We start from the raw sequence: 14,178 nt of genomic DNA, 5'->3' as shown, positions 1-14,178 counted from the left end.
GGATAAAAAAAAATGGCCTCCTGTTACGGAAGCCATTTGCAGGTATTCTGGAGAACGCTACTTATTTCAGCGGCAGTTCCATTTGTATATTTGCACGCTCATAAGGTGTAGGCCGGCCGGCTACTTTTTTAAAGCCCAGCTTCTCATACAGACTGATAGCTGGTTTTAATATGGTATTGCTTTCCAGGTAAACATTTCGTGCGCCGAGAGCTGTTGCTTTCTTTATAATAGCCTGCCCCAGTAACCATCCTATGCTTTTTCCCTGAGCTTTGGGAGACACCGCCATCTTAGCCAGTTCGTAATCGTAGTCCGGATCATCCATCTTAATGAGTGCGCAAACCCCAACAGGTTCATCATTATAGAGCGCCACGAAAATATGACCACCTTTTTTCAGGATGTATCCTTCCGGATTGTCGAGCGATTTATAGTCCGTTTCTTCCATCTTAAACCAGGTAGAAATCCATTCTTCGTTTAATGCTTTGAAAGCAGATTTATATTTGGGGGTGTAATCCACGATCTGCACATTACCCGCCTCCCGCTTCTTTCGTTGTTCTCTGACCCTGTCCAGCAGTGACTGCTGCTGCAGGAGGTATTCCCATTCCTGTATTGCCTTCCATAAATCATGGGAGGCCTGCGCTGAAATGGCTTCTACGGCATTGCCCACATCAATGAGTTGCTCTTTGAGGTTTGCATTGATATCGGCTCCTTTTTTTGTGAGACTTACCATATTTCTCCGGCCATCTGTCTTATCCTTTTTCTCTGCTACCAGTCCTTTCTTTCGCATTTCCGTGATGATCTTGCTCACGGAAGGATGTGAGTGCCCTATTTCCTGGGCGATAGCCGTGATCGTTTTCTCTCCTCCTTCTGATAATACATAAAATACGGGAAACCATTTTGGTTGCAGCGGCGTGTCGTACAGCTTAAAGATCTGTGCGGCATCTTCAGTGATGGTTTCTGTTAACATACGCAGTCTGCTGCCAAGCGCTGCCTTTCCGGTTTTATTAAAGAATTCCATATTGTAGTTAATTACGTAATCAGTTACGCAAATATAGGAATAATTTTAAAACGCAACTTTTTTTATGTGGTCACGGGTGAAATGTGAACGGCTTACTTTTTTATCTCAAAATAATATTCATCTTCCAGTGCAATCAAAAACAGATCCCTGCTTTATAAGAAAGCTGGTTCCTATTGACATGATGGATGTCACTCCCTTTAAAAATATAGATGATCTCGTAGTAAGTATGACTATGTAACGGCAGGTGGAGTATCTTTTCTTCCAATTAATGAATGACCAGCGTATCGAACCGCTTCAGTTTCTTCATCTCAAAAAAGTACAATTATATACTATAAATTTACAAGTGTCCTTCCCTCCTTTCCCCGACCTTTGTATACCGTCACACAGGTGGCCAATATAAAAACGATAAAATTACATCCAATGGAATACAGACAATTAGGTGCATCAGGGCTACAGGTACCGGTGCTTAGCTTTGGTACCGCCACTTTCGGCGGAGGCAATGATTTCTTTAAAGCCTGGGGCAGCACACAGGCAGCGGAAGCCACGCGGCTGGTAAATCTTTGCCTGGATGCAGGCGTTAACCTGTTCGATACCGCCGATATTTATTCTGATGGTCTTTCAGAAGAGATCCTGGGCAAAGCCATTGCGGGCAAAAGAGATCAGTTGCTGATTTCTACCAAGGCTACTTTTACATTCGGAAAAGCACCCAACAACCAGGGATCTTCCCGTTTCCATTTACTACGTCAGATAGAAGGAAGTCTGAAACGTCTCGGAACGGACTATATCGATATTTACCATATGCACGGCTTTGATGGTGTTACACCAGTGGAAGAAACCATGCGGGTGCTGGATGACCTGGTACAAAGTGGTAAGGTACGTTACATTGCCGCCTCCAACTTTTCCGGCTGGCACCTGATGAAATCGCAGGCCATTGCCGAAAAATATGGCTGGAACCGTTATGTAGCACACCAGGTATACTATTCGCTGGTCAACAGGGAATATGAATGGGAGTTGATGCCCTTAGGTATTGATCAGGGAGTAGGCGCTATTGTTTGGTCGCCGCTGGCTGCAGGCCGGCTCGGTGGCAAATATCGCCGCAACAGCCCTATTCCTCAGCAGGGTCGTGTAGCCCAGGGTGGCAGTCCCGTACCTGAAGCGGTAGTGAAAGAAGAGGTGTTCTATAATATTATTGATGCACTGGATGAAATAGCTGCAGAAACGGGTAAAACAGTGGCACAGATATCACTCAACTGGCTGCTGCAACGCCCTACAGTATCCAGTATCATCATTGGAGCGCGCAATGAAGAACAGCTCATTCAAAACCTGGGCGCCACCGGCTGGAACCTGACAACAGAACAGGTAAAGCAACTGGATGCCGCCAGTGAAGTGCCTACTATCTATCCTTATTGGCATCAGCGGCAAAATCTTACATTGAATCCTCCTCCGGCATTTTACTAATGCCGTTATTTTCTTACCCGGGCCGCGCCCGGGTAAGAAATATATTTCCTGTATATCTTACTTAAAACAAATCAGCTGGTAGGTACCAGGAGTAATGCCTTCGGCACTCCTGAACAGCCGGATAAAGTAATTGGTGTCGTTAAACCCGCATTGCATGCTTACCTGGCTCACCGTATTGTTCCTATCGGCCAGCAACTGCTTCGCCAGCTTTAGTCTTTCCCTGTTAATATATTGCAATGGAGTGATGCCAAATTGTTCCTTGAACCATTTAAAAAAAATGTTCCGGCTCAGGTAAGCCTTTCGGCAAAGGGCATCTATGGGAATGTTTTCGGTTAAGTGTTCATGAATATAGTGCAGCACAAAATGGAAGCGGGTATTATTACTGTTAGTATTCCTTTCCTCCGCTACCAGTTGCAGGTGCTGACTTTGCAGAATTCGGATCAACAGCTCTTTCATGCTGAGATCGGCATAAATATCCCTGCCACGATCCGGACTCTGACAAATGCGGATCAGTTTATTGATCAGGTCTGTTAGATCTGCATCGTTGTTGAAATGGTATTTATTAAACTGCAGGCGCCAGTCATTTTTTTCTGTAGGCTCGCTGTTATAATACTCATTAAGATACACCAGCGTATTGCGGATAAAGCTTTCGTCCACCGACAGGGCAATACATTGGGTAGGATTATCTGCTGCTGCTTCCGGAAAATCGATGATCATCGTTTCATTGGCAGGCACAATTACCGATTCCCCAGGTTGGTATTCAAAGGCTGGCTGTTCGGGCAGATGCATGATCTTTTTGCCCTGCACCATACTGGTAATTACCAAATCCCCAAAGGTCAGTGGTACCCGGTAAGCCTGCTGGTAACTCTCAAAGACGTTGAATTCGCAATTGTTTGAATTGAAGACACGCCGGTTCTCTACCAGACGTTGCAGGTATTTGGGATGTGTAAGGTCTACCTGCTGCACATAATGTTTTACCGGCATAGCGGAAGTTTTAACCTATAACAATTTACCACAATTTCACTAATAGCCGAAAAACAGGTACAAATGTGCTATAGAAAAATACAATATTTAACAACCGCTTGCAGATTGTTTAGCATATTTAGGTTTCGGAGACGGAAACCATCATAGTGTATTAACATCCACCTGGATCCATCAAACTGTTTACAATGAGCGGAGGCGGTATCGTGATAGAGTACCGCCTCTTTTATTTAGGCTCCTGCCCGACGGCAGCACTTATTATTCTCACTCAGGGAACCCGTACCAGCTTGGTTTCCCATATCTGGTAATTCGGAGTACCCGGATTAAAAGAATAAGGGCTTAATACAAGCGTATCTTTAAAAAAAACATAACTGTTGGTATAAGAAGAACCGAAAATGATCAGGTCATAGGCAGGAGCATCAAGTTCCGGTTTTGCGTTGACGCGTGTAAATTTAAAGCTTCCCTCTTCATCTGCGATACCGGCAACATGTCTAAAATAGGTATAATCTGATTTAAAGATCGTTCGGGCCCCTTCTCCTGGAGCATAAATGCGGTAACCATTTACTCCGCGCTCTGCTACTATTTCCCAGGTACCTGTGAACCGCTTAAGAGGGTCGGTATCTTTATCCTTTTTTTTACAGCTAACAAAAACTACTGCTAACAAAAGGAAGGAGGCTGCTACATAAAAATGTTTCATAGATTGGATGATTTAGATTTTGGGAGATATCTGTTTAACGACACCTTCTTCAAAAAAGTTACAGGCACGCCAAAGAATACAGGCAGTCTATGTCCGCCAGGAAAGGCTTGTCTGGCCACTTGGAACCAACTTATCTTGTCAAATAATTTCCGGGGCCGTCCGGTTTTCTTCCCGAACTGACTTAAATTAGTGTGTAAGAAATCAAACCACAAACCAAGCATTATGAAAAAATTACTCCTCCTTACCTTTCTGCTACCCTTACTGGCGGTAGCGCAGGATAAAGGGATCCATTTTGAGCACGGCAGCACCTGGGCCGCTGTACAAGCCAAAGCCAAGGCAGAGAACAAATACATCTTCATGGACTGTTTCACCACCTGGTGCGGCCCCTGCAAGTTTATGTCTGCCAATATTTTTCCGCAGGAAAAAGTAGGCAACTTTATGAATGATAAATATATCAGCGTAAAAGTGCAGATGGACCAAACAGAAAAAGACAATGAAGACGTAAAAAACTGGTATGCATCTGCCAAAGAAATTGAAAAAAATTACAGCATCCGCGCCTATCCTACCTTCCTGGTATTTGCGCCCGATGGTCATATCGTAGATCGTCAGGTGGGTGGTGCCGAAGCAGATCAGTTTATTGAAAGATGTGCCGCATCCCTGAACCCTGCCACGCAGTATTACACTCAGCTGGACAAATTTAAAAAAGGACAGAAAGATACTGCGTTCTTACGCAAACTGGCCTACCTCGCACTGGACAAATATGACATGGAAAATGCGACAGACATCTCCAAACTGTACCTGAGCCAACAGAAAGATCTTTATACACCGGTAAACCTGCAGTTCATCGGCAAATTCACCCAAAGCAGCAAGGATGTGGGTTTTGATATGTTCCTCCACCACGCCGATAAAGTAAATAAAGTACTCGGCGCCGGTAAAGCAGAAGAGAAAGTGATGGAAATTGCTACTAAAGAGGAAGTATATCCTCAGCTGATGAAGAAAGACCAGAGCGCTCCTGACTGGGCCGCAGTGGAAAAAAATCTTGCTGCCAAATACCCAGGCATAGCAGAAGAAGTAATCCTGAAAACCAAGGTACAGTATTACAGCTATATCAAAGATGCCAACAATGCAGTGGCTAACATTGTAGCCTATATGAAAAAATATGGCCACAAAGCAGATCCACAGGCACTGAATGAATATGCCTGGACCATCTTTGAAAAATGTAATGACATGCAGTGCATAGAACAGGCACTGGAATGGAGCAAACGCTCTTTCAAAGACACTGAAATCCCTGCTTTCATGGACACCTACGCTAACCTGCTGTACAAATCCGGCAAGAAAGACGATGCGATCGCATGGGAAGAAAAAGCCCTGAACAAAGCGGATGGCGATGAGAAGAAGAATTATGAAACTACCCTGGAGAAGATGAAGAAGGGTGAAAAATACTGGGAATAGCAGCGCTGCCTCCCAAAAGGAACCGGTTCATGGAAAGCTTTTCAGCGATTCATGAACCGGTTTCTATTTCATGACTAATTTATACGTAAAAGCAATTTCGGGAACAGACAGATCCCAGGTTTTTACTTCCCGCTCCACCAGCGCACCATGCTTTTTACGGATATCTCTTAAAGCATTCCCCACCGACTTACGCAAATATTCACTTTCTTTTGATTTCAATTTACTGATCAGCTCAATCGCCATTTCCGGATGCTCCTTAAAGTAAGGCCGGCCGGTCCAGATGCGTAAACCTTCCACTACCGCTCTGTTGAGAAGAGGATTATGATCACTCCCCCAGCGTTTGATTTCCGGCAACGCTTTTTCATAACCAACAATTTTGCAATAATGATCAATCGCTTTGGCCAGCATTTCCTGCACCCGCCAGTTTTCATCAATGACAACTTTGGTTTTAAGCAACTGTAATGCTTTCTCCTCTTCTGGCGACAACAGCCCCAGCAGATGAACACCTAACATCCGCTCCTGGTAACTGTCGCCTGCAATCAATCCCGTAGCTGTTTTCAGATGATCGAGACTGGTATCCTCTAATATTTTATCACCAGCTTCTGTAATATATTTGAAGCCGTGTTCTACTTTTTTCAAAGCGGCGATAACAGATGATAGCATATGTGGAACAATTTCATACTAAATATAATTATTCCGGGTGTAAGTGTTCAGATGATTTGTGAATAGAATTTCAATTTTCGGGACAAGGGAAACTATTGATTTATTTTCTTAATAAAAGAGATTTCCTGTTCATCAAAAGGAGATCCATCCGGGCGAAATATATCATGATACCACAATGCCGGCGCGGCTTCTCCCCCTTTATTTCCCTGTGGATAGTTGGTTTGGGTTTTACCTGCTACCAGCCCCCAGTTGATGGCTCCCACACTATTTACTTTAAAAATAGGGAGATGAGTAGCAAATGTGCTGTTATTGGGCCGTTTCATATATTCCGTACAGATAACAGGCCGTTTATATCCTTTTAGTGTATCTATAGCTGTTAACAGCGAGGTAGTGTCCCGGTAATTATGAAAGGTGATCACATCCGAATTTTCCAGTTGAAACTGGTTGAAAGCGGTGAAGTCCTTATTCCAAATACCTATCGTAATTGGTTGGCTGGGTTGAATAGCTCTTGCCCAGGATACCACATTCTTCAACAAGGGCCAGCTTTTATCACCATGACCAAAATGACCGGGCTCATTATAAAGGTCCCACATGGAGATACGTTCATCATTTTCAAAAGTGGTCAGAACATCCTTTACATACCATTGCAGGGTATCCATTAGCGCGGGGTTGTTATCGATATAGCCGCCGGGGTCTTTGAGCCAGCCGCTGTTGTGCACTCCTGGTATCGGGGCTGGCTGGGTGCCGGGATGATATTGATCCCGCCAGCAGTCATCGAAAAAAACGAAGATAGTTTTTATGTTGTATGATGCTGCGATGCGGAGGTATTGTTTTATCCTGTTTTTAAACCCTGCAGCATCTTCCTGCCAGGCTACGTGATGCAGGTATACCCTCATCGTATTAAAGCCAATAGCGGCGGCGTATCCCAGTTCTGTTTTAATCGTAGTGGGATCGAAGGTATCTTCCTGCCACATTTCCAGTTGATTTACGGCGGTGGAGGGGATGAAGTTGGCGCCGGTCATCCATGGTTGTTGTGCATACCAGTTGTTGGCTTTATCGGTGGACCAGGTAGATGGAGACTGCGCGTAAAGGGTGGTGCTGAATAGTAACAGTACAACGATTGCTTTCATATTAAGTTAATATTATCATTTGTTGTTTTGCTAAAATGGACAAGTTTTTCCTAAGGAGATAAAGTAAATTATTTAACAACCCTGCACGTATGTCAACTACTTTTCCCTCGTTTGTATTATCTAAGGATAATCGTGTTTATTTACTGGTAGCGGTGATCGGCGCTATTATACAACTCATCATCTTCAAGTTATGTTATCCTTATGCGGATTTCTTTTCGGATTCGTATAGTTATATTTTTGCAGCGGCTGCGAGGTATGACGTAAATATATGGCCTATTGGCTATTCAAAATTTCTTTGGCTATTTCGTCATATCACTTCTTCTGACACCGCGGTGGTGGGTTTCCAATACCTGTTTGGGCAGCTGATTGCTTTATACTTCTTCTTTACATTGTTGTATTTCTACACCCCCGCCAGACAAATCAGTACCATTATCTTTGTATGTCTCTTTTTCAATCCATTGCTTTTATATTTAAGTAATTACATTTCCAGTGATGCCTTATTTTTAGGTCTTAGTTTGTTGTGGGTGGTACAGTTACTCTGGATTATTCACCGGCCGCGCCCGTACCAGATTTTGGTACATGCTTTATTGATAGCTGTGTTATTTACGCTGCGGTATAATGCGATGTTTTATCCGATTATTAGTGCTATCGCCCTATTAATATCAAGGCGCGCACTGGTCTGGAAACTGATTGGGATTGCACTGCCATTGGGACTCATCTTCTTATTTATTAATCATACAAAGAACAGTGCTTATACCTTAACCGGCACCCGGCAATTTTCTATTTTTGGCGGCTGGCAAATGGCCAACAACGCTTTGTACATGTATCCGTTTATTACAGAAAACGGGCAACCTCCGGTAGAATGCAGGGAGTTTGATCAGGAGGTGAAGCGCTTTTTCGGGAAATACCATGAAAATGCAAAAACGGTTTCACCAAGAGACGGGGCATTTTATATCAAATACCCGAAGGCTCCTTTAAAGCAGTACTTAGCTACTCATGTTGACATCGATAAAGACAGCACCAACGGCATTGCTGCCTGGGGAGCCGTGGCCCCCATTTATGGCAGTTATGGCAGGTTTCTAATCCTCCGTCACCCGATAGCTTTTGCCAGGTACTTTTTGTTGCCCAATGCGTTAAACTACTGCTCACCTCCATTAGAAAAACTGGAAAGATATAACCTGGGGCAGGAAGAGGTATATCCAATGGCAGCCAGATGGTTCCACTATCCCAGCACGCGTGTAAAAGCTATCTCGTTAGAAATTCAGGGCGCCATCCTGATGTTGTTTCCTGGTCTTTTCCTTGTTGTTAATCTTCTCTTTATCTGGACCTTGATCTTATGGATAAAAAGCAGGCATACCCGGGCGAAAGACAAATCATTTCAACATGCATTACTTATCATCAGTTTATTGGTGTTGGCTAACTGTGGCTTCAGCATCCTGGCTTCTCCTATCGTGTTCCGATACCAGGTATTTCCTATGACCCTCTTTTTTTCCTTTTCTTTACTGATGGCAGGAAGACTGGATCTATTTTCCGCTCCTTCACCGCAAGGGTCTTAAATGCAGGGCACTATCCTTATCGAAATAATAATCTGCATACTGAGCAAATTTCAATCCCTCTAAAAAGTTGGCTGCCGGCTTATTGCGGTCAATGAAGCCGGTAAATGGCTTTCTGTGTTCCGGCATCATGTCCAGTTGTACCGGGATGCCGTAAAAACGATGAATCAGCATGGCTACTTCTTCTACAGAAGCGTTGTTGAACAAATGTAGTCCTTGTCGCCATGCCAGTACATCATCCACATCATACCTGTACATACTTAGCTGTTTTCCTGTGGTTAACTCGGAGACATAGCCTGGTTTTAATAGCGCAGTATCTCTGTCGGTATTCATTTTCACGGCACCTTTTACTAATGCCACTTTTACTTTGTTGCTGTCATAAGTATTCACATTAAATTCTGTGCCCAGTACCTGTACGGTAGCACCCGGAAGATGAACAAAGAAAGGTTGATTTTCCGCAGCAGCTACCTTTATATATGCTTCTCCTCTGACAGTGATTTCCCTGGAGGGTCCTGTAAACGACAGTGGAAACAGCAACTGAGTTTCGGCATTCAGTTGCACTTCGGATCCATCGGGCAGGTGTACAGTATAATCCTTGCCTGCCGGAACAGTAATAGTAGCATATTGCACTTGTGTGGCATCGTTGCTAAAATGAAGTTGCTTATGCTGGTTATTCAGGGCTACACTGCCTGCCTGCACTTGTCCCTGCTGGCTACTCAGATCGACCATTTGTCCTCCTGAGAGTTGTAATTTAACATGTCCTTTATTGGTAGCAAAAGTTGGCGGCTCTATCGTATGCTTTGGCATCATAAAAAGGAATCCTAGCAGGGCCGCTACAAATACGACAGCCAGGCCTTTGATACTTCCCCCGATGATCCTTTGTTGTTTTCTGCGGCGAATAGCTTCCCAAACTTCATCCGGCCCCCAACTGCTGGTGGTATTTTGTGGCAGGGTGATATGCAGCTGGGCATACAGATCAGCCGCCTCCTGATCCTCACGGATCATCCTGCTTAACTCGGCCTTTTCATCTTCCTGGATTTTACCTGAAATTTCAAAAAGTACCAGTTGGGTTAGATATTCTTTATCAGTTTTCATAGTCAATTCTATGTATAAGGAACAAAAAGCATAAACAGGTACTATCAGGATTAAAAAATTATTAATTAAAGCTGCTTCAGATTATTCCGAAGTTCCTTCAATGCGGTGAGCACCTGATTTTTCACTGTTTGTAACCCAATACCTCTTCTGGCTGCAATCTCTTTCTGGCTGATACCTTCCAGGTATTGCATTTCAAAAACTGCTCTGCTGGCGGGAGCAATATTATTGATGGCGTGGCGGAGGCGGAGCCCCAGCTCTTTGTTCTCCAGCTCTGCCGGACTAACGAAAATCTCTCTGACATAGGCGTATTGTTGCTGGCGTTTTTTTATACTCTTCTGCGACCGGATGATATTCAGGCAATAGTTCCTGATCGCGCCGTAAAGATAGTTCCTTAAAGAGGATTGCAGCTGTACACTGCTTTTTTTCTGCCAAAGCCAGATAAATACTTCCTGTACAGCGTCATGCGCCTCCTCTTCTGAACCTAACCGCTGCCTGGCTGCCATGAACAGCAGCTGCTGGTAACGGATTACAAGCGTATTGAATGCGTCCTTGCATCCCGTTTGTACCAGATTAAATAATGCTTCGTCGCTTATTTCATGCATACGGCTGATGATTAAATTCATATGCAATCAAATAAATATTTCTCCGACAACTGTAAACTGAAAGTTAACAAAACAAGGTTTGGGTATTGTTCATATTATATTAACATCAAAATCCGGGCTGTGGAATAGTACCTGCTGAATTAATCGGTTCCTTCTAAGTACATGTCATGTGAATCTTTTCCCTCGAAAAACTAATTGCTGTTTTAACACCATCATCCTCAACATGTACTTATGAGCAAAAATTTTAAAATTCGCTCCATGCTAAGCAGGTCATTCCTTGTCATGATGCTCCTGCGTTTCTGCTTAACGCTGTCTGCGCAGGAATACAGTGATGACAAAGTAACACTCATGGCTGGAAATGCTTCCCTGGCCAGTATTATGAAAAATATAGAGAAGCAAACACACCGTCGTTTTAACTACAGCGAAACAGAGGTAAATACCAATGAAAAAGTTAATGTCAGTTATAATGAGGCTCCACTTAATACCGTGTTGGGTCAATTGTTCTCCGCAAAGGGAATTACCTGGAAGTATATTGATAATGGGATTTATTTGAGAAAGGAGATGGATCCGACTATTCCCAAACCATTAAAAGACAGTGGCGCATTAACGTCAGGAGTGATGATTACCGGGCAGGTAACGGATGATAAATCATTGCCATTGATTGGCGCTACTATTAAAGTAGCAAATTCTAAAATGGGAGCAGTGACAGATGTAAACGGGCGGTTTCATATCTCTGATGTTCCGCCTAATGCTGTTATGATTGTCAGTTTTACAGGGTTTGTAGCAGAGCGATTTACATTAAAGAACAAGTCCGCTATCAGCATTGTGCTCAGGCCGGCTGTGAGCAAGCTGGATGAAACGGTAGTGATAGGCTACGGCACCACTACACAGCGGTATAATACGGGAAGCGTAAGTAGGGTAAGTGCGAAGGAAATTCAACAGCAGCCCGTATCTAATGTTTTACTGGCGCTACAGGGGAGGGTGCCGGGGCTGACAATTACACCGGTGAATGGCTTACCGGGAGCGGCAGTGAAAGTACAGTTACGTGGTAAGAACAGCATTTTCAGCGGTTCAGACCCGCTGTTTATTATAGATGGTGTACCGATGGCATCCGGAAATAACGGCATAAGCAGTGGAAGTATGGCATCCACTTTTACAGGCTATGGATCAGCAGCCGTCGATGCAGTAAGTCCATTTAGTACAATCAATCCAGACGACATCGAAAGTATTGACGTATTGAAAGATGCAGATGCCACCTCCATATACGGGAGCCGCGGCGCAAATGGGGTTATACTAATCACTACCAAAAAAGGTAAAGCAGGTAAAACCGGATTTAATGTCTCCGCATCCTCTGGTATAAGTCAATCAACAAAAATCCCCAAGATGTTGAATACAAAAGAGTATTTACAAGTAAGACGAAAAGCGTTTCAAAATGATGGCGTCACTCCTACCAAAACAAATGCATACGACCTGTTGGTATGGGATACCACCCGAAATACGGACTGGCAGAAAATGTTACAGGGTAATACTGCCCATACCACTAATGCAAATGCTTCAGTAAGTGGAGGAAATAAAAATACGCAGTTTCTGATTGGCACCGGATATCATCACGATGGCACCGTACTCCTGGGAAATGGCTACAATAACAGGGTTTCCCTTAATTCCAACTTAAATCATCAATCTGCTGATCAAAAATTTGGGCTGGATTTTTCAACAATCTATAGCTCAAATAATATCAATATGCCACAGTCACAATCTCTTTCCCAGTTACCCCCCAATGCTCCTCCCCTATATAATGAAGCGGGACAAATTAACTGGGGACCTCCGGGGGGCCCTTTTAATAACCCCATGGCACTGGTTAATAATAAATATGAAATTAAATCAGATAACCTACTTTCCAGTTTGCAACTGACCTACCGAATCACAACTGACTTAAAAATAAAAACACGGGTGGGTTACAACTCCATATCATCAAATGAAATTAGCACCTTTCCACAAATAGCAGTCAATCCTAATACCACGGGTACCATCACAGGTTCTTCAAACTTTGCCAATACCAGCTTCAAAAGCTGGAGTGTTGAACCACAATTGGAATATAGCAAAAAGGTGCTGGGTGGACAACTGAACGCATTGCTGGGGGGCAGCTGGCAAAAAATTCAAAATAGTTCATTTAGTATAAGTGCAAGCGGATATACGAACGATGCATTGATTAAATCAATAGCGGCAGCTCCGGTAACTAATACTGATAATAGATATAGCGAATACAAATATGCAGCTATGTTCGGTCGTATTAATTATAATCTGAATGACAAATATTTAATAAATATTTCCGGACGAAGAGATGGATCCAGTAGGTTTGGGCCTGGCCACAGATACTCAAATTTCGGCGCTTTAGGAGTCGGCTGGATCATCTCAAACGAGAACTTTGTTAAAGATCATATACCAGTTCTCAGTTACGCCAAAATAAGAGGTAGCTATGGAACCTCCGGCAACGATCAGATTGGAGACTACAAATATCTGGATGCCTGGTCCTCAATTTATCAACTACCATATCAGGGTATTACCACACTCACGCCGGAAGGGCTATTCAATCCAAATTATAACTGGGAAAGAAATAGAAAGTTAGAGGGAGCTTTAGAACTGGGGCTTTGGAACAACAGACTACTGACCACGTTGGCATATTTCCGCAATCGTTGTGACAATCAGCTAATTCTTTATAATCTGCCTTCCCAAACTGGTTTTAGTAACGTAACAGCCAACCTACCCGCGCTAATTCAAAACAGTGGTTTTGAAATTAGCCTGAGCGGAGATATTTTGTCTACTAAAAATTTCAAGTGGAATATAAATGCAAATATTACTATTCCAAAAAACAAATTACTTTCATTCCCTGACTTGCTAACAAGTCCCTATGCAACTGTTTATAAAACTGGTCAATCTATTAATGTCATCAATGGCTACCATTCTTTGGGGATTAATGACAAAGGCATATATACGTTCACTGATGTGAATGGTGACAATATGCTAGATGGAAACGACTTTCTCCCGATTGCCAATCTCGATCCGAAGTATTATGGAGGTATCGGAAATCACCTTTCCTATAAAGGAATAGATCTGGACATCTTCTTTGAATTTAAAAACCAGGATGGTCAAAACTATTTCGGCAGCATATATGCAAACCGTAGGGGTTCACCTGGTTTTATAAATAATCAACCAGCTGAAATGCTGTATTCTAAGGAAATTCAAAATTTCACGGCCTCCACCAGAAGCGCAGCCTATAGACAGCTTGGGTATTTGAGCAGTTCAGATGTGATCTACTCAAACGCCTCCTACATACGTCTGAAAAATCTATCCTTGTCATACAACCTGTCATCTATTCTGAAAAGTCAATTAAAAATGAGGGTATTCTTATTGGGACAGAACCTGTTCACTATAACAAAATACAAAGTAACAGACCCGGAAACCCAAAACCTGCAAACCCTTCCACCATTAAGAACAATTACAGCCGGGTTACAGGTTACCCTGTAATATTGTG

11 protein-coding genes are annotated in these 14,178 nt (G+C 43.2%); 4 read left to right on the top strand and 7 right to left on the bottom strand.

Annotation, left to right across the window (positions count from 1 at the left end; translation table 11 throughout):
* Nucleotides 1-61: 61 nt before the first annotated feature.
* Nucleotides 62-1,015: a bifunctional helix-turn-helix transcriptional regulator/GNAT family N-acetyltransferase gene (locus tag AB4Z08_RS20135; protein ID WP_441575573.1), complete on the bottom strand. Its 954-nt coding sequence runs from the start codon at nt 1,013-1,015 to the stop codon at nt 62-64.
* A gap of 420 nt (nt 1,016-1,435) precedes the next feature.
* On the opposite strand from AB4Z08_RS20135, the gene AB4Z08_RS20130 reads away from it, so the two are divergent.
* Nucleotides 1,436-2,473, top strand: a complete 1,038-nt coding sequence (locus AB4Z08_RS20130) for an aldo/keto reductase (protein ID WP_441575572.1) — start codon at nt 1,436-1,438, stop codon at nt 2,471-2,473.
* 57 nt (nt 2,474-2,530) lie between these two features.
* On the opposite strand, the gene AB4Z08_RS20125 is transcribed toward AB4Z08_RS20130, so the two are convergent.
* On the bottom strand, nt 2,531-3,457 hold the full coding sequence (locus tag AB4Z08_RS20125) for an AraC family transcriptional regulator (RefSeq protein WP_441575571.1): 927 nt from the start codon (nt 3,455-3,457) through the stop codon (nt 2,531-2,533).
* A gap of 265 nt (nt 3,458-3,722) precedes the next feature.
* Nucleotides 3,723-4,151, bottom strand: coding sequence for a hypothetical protein (locus AB4Z08_RS20120; protein ID WP_441575570.1), 429 nt, complete (start codon nt 4,149-4,151; stop codon nt 3,723-3,725).
* A gap of 222 nt (nt 4,152-4,373) precedes the next feature.
* Here AB4Z08_RS20120 and AB4Z08_RS20115 point away from each other — a divergent pair, with 222 nt between their 5' ends.
* On the top strand, nt 4,374-5,603 hold the full coding sequence (locus AB4Z08_RS20115) for a DUF255 domain-containing protein (RefSeq protein WP_441575569.1): 1,230 nt from the start codon (nt 4,374-4,376) through the stop codon (nt 5,601-5,603).
* A 63-nt stretch (nt 5,604-5,666) separates the two neighbouring features.
* Here AB4Z08_RS20115 and AB4Z08_RS20110 read toward each other — a convergent pair whose 3' ends face one another.
* Nucleotides 5,667-6,266, bottom strand: coding sequence for a DNA alkylation repair protein (locus AB4Z08_RS20110; protein ID WP_441575568.1), 600 nt, complete (start codon nt 6,264-6,266; stop codon nt 5,667-5,669).
* 92 nt (nt 6,267-6,358) lie between these two features.
* Entirely contained in the window at nt 6,359-7,396 is a 1,038-nt protein-coding gene (locus AB4Z08_RS20105; protein WP_441575567.1) for a 1,4-beta-xylanase, read from the bottom strand.
* A gap of 89 nt (nt 7,397-7,485) precedes the next feature.
* On the opposite strand from AB4Z08_RS20105, the gene AB4Z08_RS20100 reads away from it, so the two are divergent.
* Nucleotides 7,486-8,952, top strand: coding sequence for a hypothetical protein (locus tag AB4Z08_RS20100; RefSeq protein ID WP_441575566.1), 1,467 nt, complete (start codon nt 7,486-7,488; stop codon nt 8,950-8,952).
* On the opposite strand, the gene AB4Z08_RS20095 is transcribed toward AB4Z08_RS20100, so the two are convergent.
* Nucleotides 8,935-10,044 carry a FecR family protein gene (locus tag AB4Z08_RS20095; RefSeq protein ID WP_441575565.1) on the bottom strand — a complete coding sequence of 370 codons (1,110 nt, stop codon included), beginning with the start codon at nt 10,042-10,044 and terminating at the stop codon, nt 8,935-8,937. The two genes, AB4Z08_RS20100 and AB4Z08_RS20095, sit on opposite strands and share 18 nt — an antisense overlap.
* Before the next feature lie 65 nt (nt 10,045-10,109).
* Nucleotides 10,110-10,646 carry an RNA polymerase sigma factor gene (locus AB4Z08_RS20090; protein ID WP_441575564.1) on the bottom strand — a complete coding sequence of 179 codons (537 nt, stop codon included), beginning with the start codon at nt 10,644-10,646 and terminating at the stop codon, nt 10,110-10,112.
* A gap of 258 nt (nt 10,647-10,904) precedes the next feature.
* Between AB4Z08_RS20090 and AB4Z08_RS20085 the strand changes: the two genes are divergently transcribed.
* Entirely contained in the window at nt 10,905-14,171 is a 3,267-nt protein-coding gene (locus AB4Z08_RS20085; RefSeq protein WP_441575563.1) for a SusC/RagA family TonB-linked outer membrane protein, read from the top strand.
* The last annotated feature ends 7 nt before the right edge of the window (nt 14,172-14,178 follow it).

The sequence above is a fragment of the Chitinophaga sp. RAB17 genome, assembly GCF_052114225.1.
In the GTDB taxonomy this organism is placed as follows: domain Bacteria; phylum Bacteroidota; class Bacteroidia; order Chitinophagales; family Chitinophagaceae; genus Chitinophaga.
Note: the sequence above shows the minus strand (reverse complement) of the source record. Positions and strands in the feature narration are given on the sequence as shown.